Source organism: Termitidicoccus mucosus (assembly GCF_038725785.1).
In the GTDB taxonomy this organism is placed as follows: domain Bacteria; phylum Verrucomicrobiota; class Verrucomicrobiia; order Opitutales; family Opitutaceae; genus Termitidicoccus; species Termitidicoccus mucosus.
The window spans coordinates 2,754,521-2,772,579 of the sequence record NZ_CP109796.1; the positions used below are offsets into that span (position 1 = coordinate 2,754,521).

The 18,059-nt window shown below is 62.1% G+C and carries 16 protein-coding genes; 11 read left to right on the forward strand and 5 right to left on the reverse strand.

Annotated elements, in window-relative coordinates; all coding sequences use genetic code 11:
- Window positions 1-115 precede the first annotated feature (115 nt).
- The 3 genes from aroA (at window position 116) to OH491_RS09605 (ending at window position 3,032) form a co-directional block, all read left to right on the forward strand.
- On the forward strand, window positions 116-1,471 hold the full coding sequence (aroA, locus tag OH491_RS09595) for a 3-phosphoshikimate 1-carboxyvinyltransferase (RefSeq protein WP_068771602.1): 1,356 nt from the start codon (window positions 116-118) through the stop codon (window positions 1,469-1,471).
- A gap of 218 nt (window positions 1,472-1,689) precedes the next feature.
- On the forward strand, window positions 1,690-2,376 hold the full coding sequence (gene cmk / locus OH491_RS09600) for a (d)CMP kinase (protein WP_068771601.1): 687 nt from the start codon (window positions 1,690-1,692) through the stop codon (window positions 2,374-2,376).
- Window positions 2,373-3,032: a lysophospholipid acyltransferase family protein gene (locus OH491_RS09605; protein WP_334319504.1), complete on the forward strand. Its 660-nt coding sequence runs from the start codon at window positions 2,373-2,375 to the stop codon at window positions 3,030-3,032. Before cmk ends, OH491_RS09605 begins: the two co-directional genes overlap by 4 nt.
- Window positions 3,033-3,325: 293 nt before the next feature.
- Here the strand turns inward: OH491_RS09605 and OH491_RS09610 are convergent, their stop codons facing one another.
- Window positions 3,326-3,742 (reverse strand): cytidine deaminase, encoded by a 417-nt coding sequence (locus OH491_RS09610; protein ID WP_068771600.1) that lies wholly within the window; start codon window positions 3,740-3,742, stop codon window positions 3,326-3,328.
- 4 nt (window positions 3,743-3,746) lie between these two features.
- Window positions 3,747-4,232, reverse strand: a complete 486-nt coding sequence (gene coaD, locus OH491_RS09615; protein WP_068771599.1) for a pantetheine-phosphate adenylyltransferase — start codon at window positions 4,230-4,232, stop codon at window positions 3,747-3,749.
- A gap of 170 nt (window positions 4,233-4,402) precedes the next feature.
- Between coaD and pgsA the strand changes: the two genes are divergently transcribed.
- Together pgsA and OH491_RS09625 are read left to right on the forward strand one after the other, a co-directional pair.
- Complete coding sequence (gene pgsA / locus OH491_RS09620; RefSeq protein WP_068771598.1) at window positions 4,403-4,993, forward strand: CDP-diacylglycerol--glycerol-3-phosphate 3-phosphatidyltransferase; 591 nt, start codon at window positions 4,403-4,405, stop codon at window positions 4,991-4,993.
- Between the two features lie 206 nt (window positions 4,994-5,199).
- Window positions 5,200-5,700 carry a phosphatidylglycerophosphatase A gene (locus OH491_RS09625; protein ID WP_334319503.1) on the forward strand — a complete coding sequence of 167 codons (501 nt, stop codon included), beginning with the start codon at window positions 5,200-5,202 and terminating at the stop codon, window positions 5,698-5,700.
- A gap of 146 nt (window positions 5,701-5,846) precedes the next feature.
- Here OH491_RS09625 and OH491_RS09630 read toward each other — a convergent pair whose 3' ends face one another.
- Both OH491_RS09630 and OH491_RS09635 read right to left on the reverse strand, forming a co-directional pair.
- Entirely contained in the window at window positions 5,847-6,680 is an 834-nt protein-coding gene (locus OH491_RS09630) for an NAD(P)-dependent oxidoreductase (RefSeq protein WP_068771596.1), read from the reverse strand.
- A 146-nt stretch (window positions 6,681-6,826) separates the two neighbouring features.
- Complete coding sequence (locus OH491_RS09635; RefSeq protein ID WP_334319502.1) at window positions 6,827-7,501, reverse strand: MTAP family purine nucleoside phosphorylase; 675 nt, start codon at window positions 7,499-7,501, stop codon at window positions 6,827-6,829.
- A gap of 179 nt (window positions 7,502-7,680) precedes the next feature.
- Between OH491_RS09635 and OH491_RS09640 the strand changes: the two genes are divergently transcribed.
- Window positions 7,681-8,664 carry an acetylxylan esterase gene (locus OH491_RS09640; protein ID WP_068771595.1) on the forward strand — a complete coding sequence of 328 codons (984 nt, stop codon included), beginning with the start codon at window positions 7,681-7,683 and terminating at the stop codon, window positions 8,662-8,664.
- A gap of 312 nt (window positions 8,665-8,976) precedes the next feature.
- Here the strand turns inward: OH491_RS09640 and gnpA are convergent, their stop codons facing one another.
- A complete protein-coding gene (gnpA, locus tag OH491_RS09645; RefSeq protein WP_068771594.1) occupies window positions 8,977-11,190 on the reverse strand; it encodes a 1,3-beta-galactosyl-N-acetylhexosamine phosphorylase in 2,214 nt (737 codons plus the stop codon).
- 249 nt (window positions 11,191-11,439) lie between these two features.
- Here gnpA and OH491_RS09650 point away from each other — a divergent pair, with 249 nt between their 5' ends.
- The 5 genes from OH491_RS09650 to cas4 all read left to right on the forward strand — a co-directional run bounded on the left by OH491_RS09650 (window position 11,440) and on the right by cas4 (window position 18,025).
- Window positions 11,440-13,830, forward strand: coding sequence for a CRISPR-associated helicase/endonuclease Cas3 (locus OH491_RS09650; protein WP_068771593.1), 2,391 nt, complete (start codon window positions 11,440-11,442; stop codon window positions 13,828-13,830).
- Between the two features lie 62 nt (window positions 13,831-13,892).
- A complete protein-coding gene (gene cas5c / locus OH491_RS09655; RefSeq protein ID WP_084442408.1) occupies window positions 13,893-14,654 on the forward strand; it encodes a type I-C CRISPR-associated protein Cas5c in 762 nt (253 codons plus the stop codon).
- Window positions 14,651-16,432 (forward strand): type I-C CRISPR-associated protein Cas8c/Csd1, encoded by a 1,782-nt coding sequence (cas8c, locus tag OH491_RS09660; protein ID WP_068771592.1) that lies wholly within the window; start codon window positions 14,651-14,653, stop codon window positions 16,430-16,432. Before cas5c ends, cas8c begins: the two co-directional genes overlap by 4 nt.
- A 77-nt stretch (window positions 16,433-16,509) precedes the next feature.
- Window positions 16,510-17,385, forward strand: coding sequence for a type I-C CRISPR-associated protein Cas7/Csd2 (gene cas7c, locus OH491_RS09665; protein WP_068771591.1), 876 nt, complete (start codon window positions 16,510-16,512; stop codon window positions 17,383-17,385).
- Window positions 17,386-17,392: 7 nt separating this feature from the next.
- The gene (gene cas4, locus OH491_RS09670; protein WP_068771590.1) at window positions 17,393-18,025 is read left to right on the forward strand and encodes a CRISPR-associated protein Cas4; all 633 of its coding nucleotides are present in this window, start codon (window positions 17,393-17,395) and stop codon (window positions 18,023-18,025) included.
- The last annotated feature ends 34 nt before the right edge of the window (window positions 18,026-18,059 follow it).

An 18,059-nucleotide genomic window follows, 5' to 3' on the forward strand; every position in this document is an offset into this window, starting at 1 on the left:
AACCGCGAAAGGCACGAAAGCCGCAAAAAACAAACACCGAGAGAAACCGGCTCACGAATCTTCGCACCCTTCGCGTCCTTCGCGGTATAAAAAACAACTCGCAACCATCCGCCCGATGCCGCCGCTTCCCGCTCAGCTTCCGATAAAACCCTTCACCGCGCCGGTCGGCGGTGAAGTCGTGCTGCCCGGCTCGAAAAGTCTCACCAACCGCGCCCTCCTTCTTGCCGCGCTTTGCGACGAACCCGTCACGCTCACCGGCGCGCTCTTCAGCGACGACACCCGCCTCATGGCCGAAGCCCTCCGCCGGCTCGGCCTCGGCATCGAAACCGATGAGGCCGCCGGCGCCGTGCGTGTCGGCAGCCGGAAAAACGCCTTCAAGGATACGGCGCGGACGCAGCCGGTGGAGGTGTTCGTCGGTTTGGCCGGCACCGCCGCGCGTTTTCTCACCGCGCTCTGCGCCGCCGCGCCCGCCGGCGTTTACCGCATCGACGGCGTCCCGCAGATGCGCAGGCGCCCCATGCGCGGCCTCATCGAGGCTCTCCGTGCGCTCGGCGCCGACATCCGCTGCACCGGCGAGGAAGGCTTTTTCCCCGTCGAAATCCGCGCGCGCGGCCTGCGCGGCAGCGCGGTCGCCATCGACGCGCGCGAAAGCAGCCAGATGCTTTCCGCGCTCCTCATGGTCGCGCCCCTCGCCGCCTCCCGCATCGACATCACCCTCGACGGCGGCGTGCGCTGGCCCTTCGTCGAAATGACCGCGCGCCTCATGGGGCAATTCGGCCAGCCCTCCATCGAGCGCCCGGCCGAAGACCGACTCCGCGTTGCCTGCGGACACCGCTACCAACTCCCTGCCGCCGCCCGCGGCGCCTATGCCGTCGAGCCCGACGCCACCGCCGCCAGCTACTTTCTCGCGCTTCCCCTCGTCACCGGCGGCGCGCTCACCCTGCCCGGCCTCCGCTCCCACGAAGACGGCGGCCTGCAAGGCGACACGCGCTTCGCCTCCGTGCTCGCCCGCGCCGGCGCGACCCTCACCGCCACCGCGCGCGGCCTCGCCGCCGCCTTTGACCGCGGCTCTCCCCGCCGCGCCGTCACGGAAAACTTCAACGAATTTTCCGACACCTTTCTTACCCTCGCCGCGCTCGCGCCGCTGCTCGACGGCGCCACGCGCATCACCGGCATCGCGCACACCCGCAAACAGGAGACGGACCGCGTCGCCGGCATGGCCCGCGAACTCACGCGCCTCGGCCAGCACGTCATCGAAACCGAGGACGCCCTCGAAATCCACCCGCGCCCGCTCGTTTCCGGTCAGACCGTCGAAACCTATGAGGATCACCGCTTCGCCATGAGCTTCGCCATCCTCGGCTGCCACGACCTCCACGGCGACGGACGCCCCTGGCTCACCATCGACAACCCCGCCTGCTGCGCCAAGACCTTCCCGCATTTCTTCGACGTGCTGGAATCCCTGCGTCCGTGAACCTTGAGTTTGAACTTGATGAGCTACAGCCGAAAATTTTTCAGAAAAAGCGTGCAGGTAGGGCGAGGCGTCCTCGCCGAGCCGCGTTGCGCCAGCGGCTCAGCCGGAGGCTTCGCCCTACCCCAAGGCATTTGCCTGCGTCTCATCAGTGAAGATCCAAATTCAGTCATCGGCGCGGAAGCGCCTCATTCATTCCGAATTCCGCAATCCGCATTCCCATGAGTCTTCCCTTCGTCATCATCGCCATCGACGGCGGCGCGGCCTCCGGCAAATCCTCCACCGCCCGCGCGCTCAGCGAACGATTCAACCTGCTGCACGTTGACACCGGCTCGTTCTACCGCGCCATCACCGCCGAACTCGTCCGCCGCGGCATCGCGCCCGAAAACCTCGACGCCCTCCGCGCCGCGCTCGCCGCGCTCGCGCTCGGCACCCGGGTCGAGGGCCGCGCCGCCCGCATGGAAATCGCCGGCCGGACCGTCGATCCCGCCGAAATCCGCAGCCCCGCCGTCAATGCCGCCGTCTCGCATTTCGCCGCCGTCCCGGACGTGCGCGCCGCGCTCCTCGCCTACCAGCGCGGCCAAGCCGGCGTCGCCCGCGGGCACGGCTTCCGCGGGCTCGTCATGGAAGGCCGCGACATCGGCTCCGTGATCTTTCCCGACGCCGATTTCCGCTTCTTCCTGCACGCCGACCCGGAGGAACGCGCCCGACGCCGCGCGCTCGAGGGCCAGCAGGACTCCATCGCCGAACGCGACCGCCTCGACACCCAGCGCAAAACCGCCCCGCTCGCCATCCCGCCCGGCGCGACCGCCATCGACAGCACGCACCTCACGCTCGCGCAGGTCGTCGAAAAGATCTCCGTGCTTGTCGCGGTCAAAATCCCGCCCCTCCCGCCCGCCGCCGCATGAGCTACGAGTTTCGCCAGGTCGAGATGGATCGCGTGTATGGCTTCTGCCACTACATGCTGCGCGTGCTTTATGACATTGCCTTTCGCGGCGACGTTTACGGGCAGGACAACATCCCGAAATCCGGCCCGTTCATGCTGGCCTCGAACCACGCCAGCCACCTCGACCCGCCCTTCGTCGGCGCGCATGTCCCGCACCAGGTCTCGTTTTTCGCCAGAAAAACCCTCTGGAAACCCGGCCTCGCTTCGTGGTGGCTCGACACCGTCGGCACCATCCCCGTGGACCGCGACGGCGGCTCCGACGTGAACTCCATCAAACGCGTGCTTCAGGCCATCAAGGACGGCAAGGTCATCATCCTTTTCCCGGAGGGCACGCGCTCGCCCGACGGCGGCCTGCAACGCGCCAAGCCCGGCGTCGGCATGCTCGCGTGCCGCACGCATGTGCCGGTGCTGCCCGCGCGGATTTTCGGCTCATTCCAGGCCTTTGGCCGCGACGGCAAATTCCGCCCCGGCACGCCCATCTCGGTCGTTTACGGCAAACCCATGATGCCCGGCGAATACGACCATCCCGGGGACGGCAAGGAACGCTACCTGCGCGCCAGCGAACGCATCATGGCCCGCATCGCCGCGCTGAAACTGCCCGAGCCGGCGATGGTGTAGGCTCGGCGCAGGAGCGGCGGCGTCTCCGCCGCCGGACGAGGCGCAGCCTCGCCAGATTGGTTGGCACGAACGGCCCCGCCCATGCCGCGCAACTCATGCCCTTTACGACTAAAAATCAGCCGTCGCCGAAAAACGGTGCGCTTAACCGCGACGGCCTCGCAGGAGCTCGGCCCTCCAGAAGTCGAACTTCATTTCGTAAAGGGCATAAAGGGCAGGATACCCGGGCTGCTTTGGCGCGCTGATGCGCGTCCGGCGGCGAGACGCCGCCGCTCCGTCGCCCCGCGCGACATCCCTCACAAATCCAGATTTCCCGGCCCGAACGCCCCCGGCAGCAATTTGTCCAGCGTCGTGTCGATGCGTCCGGCGGCGGCGCAAACCGAAACCACCCGGGCCTCCGGGCCGAATTCGTTAATGACTTGGCGGCACGCGCCGCAGGGAGCGGTGGGAGTCGCGGTCGGCGTGTGGATCACCACGCAGCGAATCGCGCGTTCGCCCGCCGCCACTGCGGCGAAAACCGCCGCGCGCTCGGCGCAGATGCCGAGCCCGTAGCAGGCGTTTTCCACGTTGCAGCCGGCATAGATCTTGCCCGACCCGGCCAGCACCGCCGCGCCCACCGCGAACTTGCTATACGGGGCGTAAGCCCGGGCCGACGCCTCGCGGGCGTTTTTCTCAAGCCGTCGCAAAACCGGAGCGGACGGGGACGGCTTCATCGGGTCACCTCTTTATCGCATACGCCCGCCTGAGCGCGTCGGCCACGTTCGGCGGGACAAAATGCGACACATCTCCATCGTAACGAGCCACTTGCTTGACGAGATTCGAGCTCGTGAAGCTGTAGGCCCCGCGCGGCATCACAAAGAGTGTCTCAATCTCCGGCTTTAAGTGTCGATTCATCAAAGCCATGTTAAACTCGAACTCGAAATCCGACAGCGCGCGCAGGCCGCGGATGATGGCGTTCGCCTTTTGCTCCATCGCAAAATCCACCAGCAGGCCGTCGAACCTCGTCACCGACACGTTGGGCAGGTCCTTGATGTTGGGCAGAAACATCGCCATGCGCTCCTCCGGGCTGAAAAGCGGCCCCTTGCCGGGGTTGTGCGCGACGGCCACGGTCACGTGGTCAAACAGGCGCGCGGCGCGCGAGAGGACGTCGAGATGTCCGTAAGTGACGGGATCAAAGGTGCCGGGATAAATGCAATGGCGCATCGGAGCGGGTTTGGGAACAAAGGGTTCTTGATTGAATCTTGGTAATCTTAAACGGTGTCAGGCGTCTTTGCCGCACACCGGCGAGAAAAGCAACTCATGAGCACGAATTTTATCACCATCTCCCTGACGAGGTTGTTTCCGGCGTCTTCAGGCAACCTTCCCGCCCGCGCATGAAACTCAACCTGCCCAACCTCCTCACCATCTCGCGCATCCCGCTGATGTTTTTCATCGTGTGGCTGATGTATTGCAAGTGGCCGGGCTCGGCCACGCTCGCGTTTGTGGTGTTTGTGGCGACCGGCGTGAGCGACTGGCTCGACGGCTATCTGGCCCGGCGCCAGAAACTCGTCTCGAACTTCGGAAAGTTCATGGACGCCATCACCGACAAGATTCTCGTCATCGGCCTGATGGTCGCCTTCGTCGAGCAATACGACTCGGTGCTGTTTCTCGTGATGGTGCTGCTCACGCTCTGCCGCGAGTTTCTCGTGAGCGGCATGCGCATGGTGGCCGCGACCAAGGGCGTGGTCGTGGCGGCGGAACGCGGCGGCAAGGTGAAAACCTCCATCCAGCTCGTCGCGGTGGGCTTCCTGCTCTTCGTGCCGATGCTCGAGCGCGACCTCGCGCGTTTCCTGCCGTTTTCCGTCACCGACTATTATGACATCATCCACGATATCGGCATCTACCTCTTCGTCGTGGCGACCGTCCTCGCGGTCAACTCCGGCATCAACTACCTGCGGAAATACCGCCATGTGCTCGACGAATGACGGGCGCGCTTCGGGCGCCGGTTCAAGTTCAAAGTTTAAGTTGAAGTTGAAAGTTTAAGTTCAAGCCGCAACGCTGCGCAGTCCATGGCTTCGCATTTCTCAGCGCCTCCGCGCAGCCGGAGTCTTCAACTTCACCTTTAAACTTAAACTGGCCGCGCAGCGGCGGCCCTCTCATGAGCATCAGGCAACCTCTCTGGCCGCGTTTTTTGCCCACTCCCGTCGTGCTCGCGCTCGCCCGCGTGGGTCCGTTTGGCCGCGCGCGCAAGGCCCCCGGCACCTGGGGCTCGGTGGCGGGGCTGGGGCTCCAGTTGCTGGTGTTTCACTACCTGCATCCGCTCGCGGCCGTGGTGCTCTGCCTGCTCGGCATCTGGTTTTCCGTGGCGGTGTGCGGCGAGGCCGAGTTTCGCCTCGGCAAACGCGATCCCGGCGACGTCGTGCTCGACGAATTTGTCGCGATGCCGCTGTGTTTTCTCGGCTGGCCGCTTATCGCCGGCTCGCTGCCCGCGTGGGCCGCGCCTTGGGGCGTGTATGTCGCGGCCTTCGCGCTCTTCCGGCTCTTCGACATCGCGAAGCCCTTCGGCATCAAAAAACTCCAGGACCTTCCCGGCGGCTGGGGCGTGACCATCGACGACACCGCCGCCGCCCTCGCGACCTGCGGCGTGCTGCACGCCGCGGCCTTTGCCCTGCGGCATTTCGGGGGCGCCTGATCCTTCCCCCTCCTCCCTCCGAACCGGCAAAGCCGACTGCTTTCTCTTTCCTCTTTATCTTTCTTCTTTCTCCCGCGGCGAAGCCTTTTTCGTTTTTTGAGAGAAAGAGGAAAGAGAAAGAATAAAGAGGAAAGATTGGGAAGGCCCTACCCCAGCAACTTGATCAGCGCCGCGAAGTCCTCGTCGGCATAACCGGCCTGATCGGCGTGCCACAGGCATTCGCGCACGGTGTCGAGCACCGGGAAATCCTCGCAACCCTGGGTCCGCGACGCGAGGCGCATGTCCTTGAGCATGTGCTTCACCGAAAACTGCGGCGAAAACTCGCCCGCGCGCAGCTTCGGCTCCTTCAGCAAGGTCAGCCCCGAGCAGCTCACGTTCTTCTTGATCGCGGTGAAAAACACGTCGTCGCTCACGCCGGAGCGGCGCACCATCGTGAGCGCCTCGGCCAGCGCCTGCATCTGCGCGGAAATGTTCAGGTTCATCGCGAGCTTGAGCGTGGTCGCCTGCCGGTTGTCGCCGATGTGGTAACGCGCCTCGGAAATCAGCGACAGCAACGGCTCCACCGCGCGGACCAGTTCCTCCGCGCCGCCGAGGTAAAACACCGATTTTTTCTGCTCCGCCGCCGGCTTGCTGCCGGTGAACGGCGCCTCCAGGTAGCGCGCGCCGCGCGCCTCGACCAGCGACTTGAACTCGCTGCTGCCCGCCGGGTCGATCGTGCTCGATTGCACGACGATCTTGCCCTGCGCCAGCGCGGGCGAGATCTGCTCGATGATGCCGCGCACGGCGGGCGGGTCGGCCACGACGATCTGGACCACGTCGGCCGCGCGCGCCACCACCTCCGCGGTCGGCAGCCATTTCGGGAAATCCGGCTTCGCCGTGCGGTTCCACGCGCCCGCGAGCACGCCCGCCTCGTGATAATGCCGCGCCCAGACGCCGCCGATGATGCCCAGCCCGATGACCCCGATGCTTTGTGATTTCATATGATAATTTGTGTTGGATGATGGTATTAACTGACCACGAAGAGCATGCCGGATGCAAAGAAAAGACGTCTTTGATGGCAATCTTGCGAATCAGAGAAGCCCTTGGTCCCACGCAGTTTTTCTTCGCGCCCTTCGCGGTTAAAAGATCAGCCCAGAATCTCCAGCAGCCGCGTGAAAAGCCGGTCCACCCGCGCCTGATTTTCCCGCACGAGTTCCTTGAACCGTTCGAAGTCGATCCCCGCCGCGCCCTCAAGCCCGTTGGCGTAGTTGTCCACGATGGCGAGCGAGTTGTAGCGCAGGCCGGTTTCCGCGCACAAGTCGGCTTCATGCGCCGCCGTCATGCCGACCACGTCGCCCCACTCGCGGAGGATGCGCACCTCGGCGCGCGTCTCGAAGCGCGGCCCGCGCATCTGCACGTAGATTTTCCCGGTGTGCACGACGAACTCCGGCGCGAGCTTTTCCGTGAGCATCGGGATGAGATTGTTGGCGATGCCGGGCGAGCCGCCGCGCAGTTCATCGTCGAAAAACGTCGCCGGCCCGTCTTGCAGGCACACGTAGTCCGCGCACGACACCAGCGTGCCCGGCGGCAGGTTGAGCCGCAGCGAGCCGACCGAGTTGACCGACACCACGTCGGTAAAACCGAGGTCGGCCAGCGCGCGGATGTTGGCGCGATGGTTGATGGCGTGCGGCGGCTTTTGCGCACCCTCGCCGTGCCGGTTGATGATCACGTGCCCGCCGCGCTTGCGATAGGAAACCCGTCCCCATGTCGTCTCGACCGCCGCCCCCTGCCCCCAATCGGTGAACAAGGCTGAGTTCATCATGCTCGTCCCGCTAATGAATGCGACCTTCATGCCGCCCATTATCGCGCGCCCGCGCATCATCGCCAGCTATTTCCCGTACGCCACTGTATGCGATCTTTTCCGCCCGGCCGCGTCCAAAAGCCATTTTTCGGTTCGCAACCACCGCCCGCCCCCTTCAATCCTTCAACTCTTTCTCCGCCATGCCCATATTCGACAAACCGCTTTCCGAACTCAAAAAATATCGCGGCGTCAATCCGCGCCCCGCCGACTTCGACGCCTACTGGCGCGCCGCGCTGGCCGAGCTCGACGCCACCCCGCCGCAGGCCGAACTCGTGCCCAGCACCGCCATCAACCCGCATGGCGCCGAGTGCTTCGACCTCTGGTTCAACGGCACCGCCGGCGCGCGCGTTTACGCCAAATACCTTCGCCCTAAAACCGCCGCCGCGCGCAAGGCCGCCGCGCCGCGCCACCCCGCCCTCCTTATCTTTCACGGCTACAGCGGGCACAGCGGCGACTGGACCGACAAGCTCGCCTACGTGAGCCAGGGTTTCTGCGTCGCCGCGCTCGACTGCCGCGGGCAGGGCGGGCGCTCCGAGGACACCGGCGGCGTGAAAGGCAACACCCACCGCGGCCAGATCATCCGCGGCCTCGGCGACCCCGATCCGCAAAAGCTCCTCTTCCGTAACATATTTCTGGATACGGCCCAGCTCGCCCGCGTCGTCATGGCGATGCCCGGGGTGGACCCGGCCCGCGTCGGCGCCACCGGCGGCTCGCAAGGCGGCGGCCTCACGCTCGCCTGCGCCGCGCTCGAGCCGCGCATCAAGCGGGCCGCGCCCGTCTTCCCCTTCCTCTGCGACTACCGCCGCGTCTGGGACATGGACCTCGCCAAGGATGCCTACGAGGAACTCCGCGCCTACTTCCGGCTCTTCGACCCGACGCACGCGCGGGAAAAAGAAATATTCACCAAGCTCGGTTATATAGATTGCCAATACCTCGCCCCGCGCATCAAGGCCGAGGTGCTCATGGCGACCGGCCTGATGGACACCATCTGTCCGCCCTCGACCCAGTTTGCCGCCTACAACAAGATCAAGTCGCGCAAACGCATGGAAATCTACCCCGACTTCGCGCACGAACACCTTCCCTCCCACAACGACAAAATCTTCGAGTTCATGCGCGGTTTGTGACACCTGCATCCCATTTTTTGCAGGAGATTTTAATCGCGGAAGCGCGGAAAAGCGGAAACCCAGGAAAAACTATATTGATGCCTGTCTATTTTCAATGTCCGGGAGGAGTCATGAGGGAGAAATTGTTCTCACAAAGGCACGAAGGCACAAAGGAATGGGAAATCCTCCCCCTTCCCTCTTTGTGCCTTCGTGCCTTTGTGAGAGACAAAAAAGTTCCTGCAATAGGCATCGGAAACAGCGACGAACCCTATTTATAATATTCCGCCTTTTCGTCCTTCCGCGCTTCCGTGATTAAAAAAACAAAACCACGTCTCACACATCGAGAATCGCGATTCCGTGGGCGTCGAGCCCGACCGGCAGCGCGGTCCTGCCGTCGCCCAAGGTCACCCTTGTGGTCTGCGGCGTGCCCGCATTGTTGATCACCACGAGCTTTTTCTTCTTCGGAAACCACGAGCATTCGGTATAAAAGTTCTCCGCATGCCAGGCGCCCCACGCAGCCTCGTCCGCCGCCGCCCAGAAGAGCGCCCGATGCAGCAGCCGCGTGTTTTCATGGCTGAACTTAAATCCGCTTAAATACACCGCGCGGCCCTTGCCGAAGACATGCGTGGCGAGACGCGGCGAACCGTCGCCGTCGGCCAGCACCTGCGTGCCGCCGCCCAGCACATAAATGCCGTCCACGCCCTTGCCGAGATCGGGCGCCCTGCCGTCCGCCAGGTCGGCGGTGATGAAGTGGGGTGCCGCCGCGCCGGCGGCGGGCGCGTCGTAGTTGTAGCTGCCGTTGGCCAGACGCTCGCCGTTGTCGCGGTCGAGCCCGAGCACTTGCGCGAGGCGGAAATTCTGCCCCGGCTGCGGACGCGCCGACGGCTCGGCAATGCCGACGAAGCCGCCGCCCTTGCGCACCCATTCGGCCAGCGCCGCCTCGACCCGCGGGTCGTCCCAATGATGCCCGCCGCTCCACGCCGTGCCGGCGCGGCCGCAGTTGATGATCGCCCGCACGCCGCGCGGCACACCCCTGGCCGCGACATCGTCGAGACTGATGAACTGCACGTCGAGCGGCAGACCCGCCAGCGTCTCGAGCACGTGGTAAAGCTCGACGTTTTGCATAAAATGCCCGGAGCAGGTCCACGCGCGAAGGTCGCCCCAGGCGGTGAGCACGGCGACCTTGAAGGGTGCGACATAAGGCGTGTCACCCGCGTGAAAGGATTTCAGCAGGCGGAACTCCTGCGCCACCTGCTCGATGTAATCCTGGAAATCCGGCCAGGGCTCGACCAGCGACAGGTAACCGCCCAGCCCGATGCGGTCGATGGGGGCGCGCACGATGCCGCGGCGCGCGTCGATCCAAAAATTCTTCGCATCGAGCGTCGGGTTGCCGCCACCGCCCTTTTGGAAAGTCGGCTCGCCCTTGAGGCCGGTGGGGAACAGGTAGGGATGCAGACGTAGTTCTTTTGTGGATACGCCCCGCGAATGCGCGCACAGCCGCACCTCGAAGGCGTTGAACACGCACTTGATGAGCCCGTCGAAACCAAACTCCGCGAAGCGCGGGCTGCTCGGCTCCACGCCGATCCAGTGGTCGTCATAAAAGACGTAGGCGAGTTTCCCGTGGCGGTGGACGAGGTCGATGCACTTGCGCCCGAATTCGATCACGAAATCGTGCACGAACGCCATGTAGTCGCGGTAGCGGCGCGACGGAGCGTTGTGAGTGGAATTATAAAGACCGCCGTTGACAAAATCCTCCGAGGTCAGCCGGTAGCCGTGTTTTTTCTCGAACAACCGCAGCGCGCGCGGGCTGACGGTCATCTCGTAGTCGCCCCAGTCCGAGTAGATGTCGCGCAGCCGCTTGTGGTCGGCGCCCCAGAACCACGAAAAATTATAAAACATCGACGTAAACCGCACGACCTTGGTGTCCGGATGCCCGCGCAGCCAACCGTCGAGGAACGCGAGCAGCGCCTTTTGCGTTTCCGGCTGCATCGGATCGACCGCGGCGAGGTGCTCGCGGTCGCCCCAGTTATTGGTGAGGTGATTATACATCGAGATCTCCTCCCAGATGCGAAACGCGAGGAAGTTGACCGTGTATCGATGTCCCGGATACGCGCCGGTGATGGTGACGGCGCCCTTGCGCGGATTCACCGACCACTTCGATTTCGGGACCTCATCACCCGTGGTGCGGTCGAACACCTGCCACCACTGCTTGGGCGAGTCCTTGAAATTCACTGCGAACTGCTCGGTGTAGTAGCCGTCGAGCAGCGTGACGGTCACGGAGCTTTTTGCGGCGACGACGGGCCGGCTCATGAGAAAATTCTGCTGGAGCTTGTCGCGATGCGTGCGCGCCCAAGGCTGCACGGAGCGGACAAGGCAGACGGTCGAATAGATGGCATAGCCCGACTGGACGATCTCGGGCGAAAGCTGGGTGCCGTCGGAGTCGCGGATGGTGTCGGCGCCCCACTTTTTTGCGAGGCGCAGCGTGAGCTGTTCGAAGCCGGCTTCGCCGGGCAGCGTGAAGGAGCCGGTGGAAATGTCGGAAGTCATGTGATGAAAATAGGATGATGAAAGGTGAGGAAACGCGATGATGGCGGAGAAAACACAGGGAGCCGTCAGCGAAACGCGACAACGCGGTTCAATCCGATGGCTCCAAACCAGCCGAGGCAAATCGCCCGCCCCGCACAAGCCAGCTACCAGAGGAGTTTACAGTCCGAACGGAATAGTATTCTCATCCCTGCTCAGATCTGGACTGAATAAGTCGATTGTGCTAAACATCGCCAAAATTTAGGCAACCCCATGCCTTATTACGCCCATACCGCCAGCGATCCAAATGACCCGGACAGCCAACTTCCGGAAGGCTCTGGCAAATGGCAATTGCTTCGCGAACATCTTGAGGCCGTCGCCAAGCTCGCCGCCCAGTTTGCCGCCGCCTTCGGCCTCGCTGATATCGCACGGCTCGCAGGACTGCTTCACGATTTGGGAAAGTACGCCGAGCGCTTTCAAGCCCGCCTTCACGACCCTGCTCACATCCATGGCATCAACCATTGGATTTCCGGCGCATTTGCGGCCTACGCCTCCAGCCATCCACTCCTCTCCTTCCTGATAGATGGTCACCACACGGGGCTACCTTCATTCCAAAATGACGTCGCCGGCATACGCGCCTCGCTGCAGCAATCCCTCAAAAAATTCAATTCACCCGTCACTCGTTCCGCACTCACCGGAGGCTGTCCAGAGTCCGTTGAGGACCTCCTTAAACACCTCACCAACGATGGCATTACGATTCCGAACATTTCGGCCCAGCCGTTGCCCGCGCTGACCGAGGCTAATCGCGTATTCGAAACGGCCTTCCGCGCCCGCATGCTTTTCAGTTGCCTGGTGGACGCCGATTTTCTCGACACGGAGCGGCATTTCGATCCCGCCCAAGCCGCCAGGCGGCCAGCTTTTTCGCACGCTCCGAATCACGACTTCCTCAACGCGCCCCGAGCCCTCGAAATCCTTCTCGCCGAACTCCGCGCAAAACCGGCCGACGGCGAAGTCAACCGCCTCCGCCGCGAACTCCTCGACAACTGCCTCCAGAAAGCCGCCTGCCCTCCCGGCCTCTTTACTATCACTGCGCCCACCGGCAGCGGCAAAACCCTCTCCTCGCTCGCGTTCGCGCTCCGGCACATTGAGCTGCACAACAAACCCCTTGCGACCGACGACGCGTGCCGTCTCCGCCGCATCATCGTCGTCATCCCCTACACCAGCATCATCGAGCAAACCGCCGATGTTTTCCGCAAACTTTTCGGAGCCCAATTTGGACCCGGTTACATCCTTGAGCACCACAGCGCCGTCGCTCCGCGCGAGCTTGAGAGCAACGCCCCTCAACACGACCGCGATGCCGAGGATGAACGCACACGGCGCGCCCGCCTCGCGCAAGAAAACTGGGACGCCCCGCTGATCGTCACCACCAGCGTCCGGTTTTTCGAGAGCCTCTTTGCGAGTCGCACCAGCGATTGCCGCAAACTCCACAACATTGCCCGCTCCGTCATTCTCTTTGATGAAGTCCAAACGCTCCCGCACAACCTCGTCCCCTCGCTCCTTTCCGGCGTCAGTCTCCTGACCGGCGCCCCCTATGGCAGCACGGCGGTCTTCATGACCGCGACCCAGCCCGCCTTCGCCTCCGCTAAAAACGCGCTGCCCTTTGGCTGGAACCCCACCCCGATCGAAGCCGATGCCAACGCCCTTTCGGAAACGCTCCGGCGCACTCGTATTCAGCTTCCCACGACGCCCGAAGCGCCTGCCGTTTCATACACATGGAGCGAACTTGCGGGGGAGCTTCTCAACGCCCCGCACCAGCAAGCCCTCTGCGTCCTCAACACCACCAAGGATGCCCGCGCCCTGTTTCGTATTCTAAAAAAAACTGCCGCGCCCGGCGCGATTCTCCACCTTTCCTCGCGCATGTGCCCCGCGCACCGCCGGCAGGTGCTCGCCGAGGTGCGTCGCCGCCTGCATCCGGATAATACCGCAAAACCATCCTGCATCCTTGTCTCCACGCAGCTCATCGAGGCCGGCGTTGACGTGGATTTCCCCATCGCCTACCGCGCACTCGGCCCGCTCGACTCCATCATCCAAACCGCCGGGCGCTGCAACCGGGAGGGACGCCGCCCGGGACGCTGCTCCGTCATCGTTTTTCACGCGGTCGAGGGCGGCATCCCGCCAGGCGCCTACGAAACCGCCACTGCCGCCACGCTTGCTTTTCTCAAGCGATACCCCGATGCGGAAGACCGCCTCCACCTCCCGCAATTCTATGCCGATTATTTTGCCGAACTCTACAAACTCACCGGACGCGATTCCGCCGCCGCCGATCCTGTTTATGCCGCGTCGGCAAAGCTCGATTTCCCTGCCGCCGACGCGGCTTGCCGTTTGGTTGATGCCAACACTCGCAGTGTCCTCGTGCAGTGGAAACGCGGCCAGGAAATCATCGAAAAATTGCGCCGGGAAAAACACCTGAGCACGGACGAGTGGCGCGAAACCCAGCACTATTCCGTCAATCTCTACGAGCACGGCGAATTTCTTGACGCCAAGGCAAAGGGGTATGTCGCCACGGCTCTTGAATCCCAAAATGTCGAAAAATGGTTTTGGGCAGCCAACTACGACGAACACCTCGGAGCCTGTCATGCCGAAGGTGAGGATTTCTACTTATGATCCTGCATTTTCAAAAACAACCATGGAGCTTCCTCTGATTAACCAATAGATATTTATCACCAATGCCTATCTACCTCCGCACATGGGGTGACCTCGCCTGCTTTACTCGGCCAGAGATGAAAGTGGAGCGTGTCAGTTACCCGGTCATCACGCCCTCCGCAGCCCGCGGGCTCCTTGAAGCCATTCTCTATAAACCCCAATTTCGCTGGCGCATCCATCGCATTGCCGTCCAGAGGCCAATTCGGTTCCTCGCCTTTCGGCGAAACGAGGTGAAATCCCGCCTTTCCACACGTAACCCGGCTCCGCTCCTCGCCGACGAAGACCGCACCCAGCGCAACACGCTCGCGCTTCGCGACGTGTCCTATGTGATCGAGGCGTCCATTGAACTTACGGCGCTGGCTGGCCAGCCGCGCCGCGCTCCTCATGCGTCCGATGAACCACAGGGCGACGACAACGTGGGAAAATACCTCGGCATGTTCCAGCGCCGTGCCGAGAAAGGCCAGTGCTTTGCCCAGCCGTGCTTCGGTTGTCGTGAATTTCCGGCACACTTCGAACTCACGGATGCAAGCGCGATGAGCGTTCCGTCCGGGATCAATCCCGACTCGGATCTCGGCCTCATGCTCTACGATGTGTTCGACTTGGATGTGTCGAAAAACCAACGCCCCGGAAAAATCGAGAAAACCAATCCCCGGATTACCTTTTTCCCGGCTGCGCTCAAAAACGGTGTCGTCACGATTCCATCGTGGAGTGAAGTTCGCCGTCAGCTCACAGCGGCTACGACAACGGCCACCTCCACCGATTCCCAAAAAGGAGGTGTCGCATGATGCTTCAGGCTCTCATCGCTTATGCGGAACGCGAGAATCTTGGTGATGCCGATTTCGAAACGGTCGCCGTGCGCTGGCTTATTCCCCTCGGCTCGGATGGAAAGCTTGCCGGCAATCCCATTCCGCTTTCTGAAGATCCCTCGGCGAAGAAACCACGCCCCAAGCCAATGCTTCGTCCGTTCACTTCCCCCAACGAACTCAATCAAGGCACCAAGTCCCATTTCCTTTGCGATACGCTTGAGCGGGCTATTTTGCTTCCCGATCCCAAAGCAACGGAGTCCAAAGTCGCAGCTCGCCGCGTCCAGCACGCTTATTTCAAAAGCCTCCTTTCCGAAGCAGCCGCTGCTTGCGCCGATGACCCTGAAGCTGCTCCGTCCACTGCGGCGTTGCGCGCGATCAAGACCTTTCTCGATGACGAAGACGCTCTCGCTTCTCTTCGCGAACAATTCAGTAGCCTGAAGGCGAAGCCGACGGAAAACGTTACATTCAAAGTCGGCGATTCCATTATTCTTGAATTTCTGGCTCTGAAAAAGTTCTGGCGGACGCGCCGTCAGGCTGCGGCCGCTTCCGGCGCCAACAAACGCTCTGAGCGCATTTGCATTGCGACAGGCGAGCTGAGTGAAATTCTGGATACCACGGAGAAAATCAAGGGAGTCCCCGGCGGATTGGCCACCGGCACCAACCTCATCAGCTTCGATAAGGATGCGTTTTGCTCCTACGGCCTTAACCAGGCGCAAAACGCTGCGCTTTCTCCCAATGCCGAGTTGAAAATCCGCTCTGCACTCAATGAGCGTATCGAAAAAAGCCGTGCGCAAGGGCTCGTTTTCAACGGCACGGTTTATATCCACTGGACCCGGAATGCGCTCAATCAGACCGATCCCATTGATCTGCTCCACACGCCGGACGCCAATGCGATCGCGCAACTTCTCCTGTCGCCAAAAACGGGACGGCAATACTCCGATCTCGATGCCAACGCCTATTATTGCGCCGGGCTCACCGGAAACGGAGCGCGCATTGTTGTCCGCGATTGGATCGAAACCACCGTGCCCGAAGTCGAGCAAAGCATCGCAGCCTGGTTTCGCGATCTCACTTTGGTGAATCCTGACGGCATGGAAACGCGCAACAACTTCAAATTTGGCGCGCTTCTTTACGGACTCGTTCGCGACAAACTCGACGAACTCGCCCCGCAAATCCCCGTCCAACTTCTTCATTCCGCGCTCCGCAATACGCCGCTCCCGCAAACGGCTTTGGCAGCCGCGCTTCGTCGTCAGCAGATCGAAGAGGACAAACTCTCTCCTGCCCGTCTCGCCCTCATCAAGGCCTGCCTGCTTCGTTCAATCACAACCCGAAACCAAAAGGAAAATCACACCATGACAGCCGAACTGAATACCGAATCCCGCGACCCCGCCTATCTCTGCGGGCGTCTCTTTGCCGTTTTTGACCGGCTCCAGTATCTCGCCTTGGAAGGCGTCAAGGCCGGCGTGGTCGAGCGTTATTACGCCAGCGCCAGCGCCACACCAGCAATGGTCATGGGTCGCCTTTTCCGCAACGCCCAGTATCATCTCTCGAAGACGGATGGTGGCATCGCGACCAATATCTCCAAGGATTTCGAGGCAATTGCCTCCGCGCTTGGACACGAATTTCCCGCCGCCCTTGATCTCGAAGGCCAAGGCCGCTTCGCCCTTGGTTATTACCACCAAAAGGCGGAATATCGGCGTATCTCCGCCGAACGCAAAGAGGCTGCCGCTCAGGCCAAGGCCGCGGCAGAGGCCAAGTAACCACAATTCACCCCGCACTACGCATTTCCTTCGCCTGCCAAAATATCCATCAACCCTATCCAATATATAAATACGCCATGAACAACCGCTACGACTTCGTTTATCTCTTCGACTGCAAAGACGGCAATCCCAACGGAGACCCCGATGCTGCCAACTCCCCGCGCATCGACCCGCAGGACATGCACGGCCTCGTTTCCGATGTCTGTCTGAAACGCAAAATCCGCAACTACGCCCTGCTCGAAAAAGCGGGCGCCGACGGCTACGACATTTTTGTTCAGCAAGGCTCCGTGCTGAACGACAAGATTGGCGAGGCCCATAAAGCGCTCGGCCACGACATCGATCCGAAATCCGAAAAGAAAAAAGCCACCCGCGAGCAGGTTGGCAAAGCCCGCGTCGAGATGTGCCGCCGTTTTTATGACGTGCGCACCTTTGGCGCGGTCATGTCCACCGGCCCCAACGCCGGCCAGGTTCGCGGCCCTGTGCAACTCAGCTTTTCGCGCAGCATCGATTCCATCCTTCCGCTCGACCTCAGCGTCACCCGCATGGCTGTCACCGAGGCAAAGGAAGCCGACGCGCCCAACCAGACCATGGGCCGCAAAAACATCATCCCCTACGGACTCTATCGTTGCCACGGTTTCATCAGCGCCAACCTCGCCAACGAGACTGGATTCAGTGATGACGACCTCGAACTCCTCTGGCGCGCCCTCTCGCTCATGTTCGACCACGACCGCTCTGCCAGCCGCGGCACAATGGCCCCGCAAAAGCTCATTGTTTTCAAACACGCCAGTCTCCTCGGCAACGCGCCCGCGCACAAGCTCTTCGACCGTGTCCAGGTTTCCCTGAAACCCGAACTTGCCGCCGCCGGGAAAGCTGCACGGTCCTTCTCCGACTACATCGTGACCATCAATCGCGACAACCTTCCCTCCGGGGTGGAAATCATCGAAAAACTCTGACCTTGCAATGGGCTCATCAGCCCAGATTTCTCTCAGCGCCCTCAACGATTATCTCTACTGTCCGCGACGGGCAGGATTGAAATTCATTGAAGGGCTGCGCGGTGAAAACGAGCACACCCTACTCGGCGACCAGGCGCACGAGCATGTCGATTTTCCCGGATATGAGCAACGCGCGGGGTGGACTCTGCTCCGTGCGCTGCCGCTTTATTCCGACCGGCTCGGCCTTTCAGGAAAAGCCGACTTGGTGGAAGTCCGCCATGCACTCGGTGGCGAATCCATTACCGAAATCCGCCCTGTCGAATACAAGAAGGGACCGAAGCGGCGTTTCGACAACGACGAAGCCCAGCTTTGCGCCCAGGCTTTTTGCCTCGAAGAGATGTTCGGGTTGGGCATCGAGACCGGCTCTATTTATCATGCGTCCTCGCAAAAACGCCGCGACGTTTGCTTCGACGAACCCTTGCGCATCAAGACACGCGAAACGATCACCGCCCTGCGGGGGTTGATCGAGGCCGGGGAAATGCCTCCCGCCGAGTTGCGTCCGCAATGCGAGGGTTGTTCCCTGCACGAAATCTGCCTGCCCGAGGCTTCGGTCAAACCACCGTTTCGCCATCTCTACGAACCGCGAGACTACGCCTTCTGATTTGTAATTTTTCATTCATTCTCCGTAACTGCTT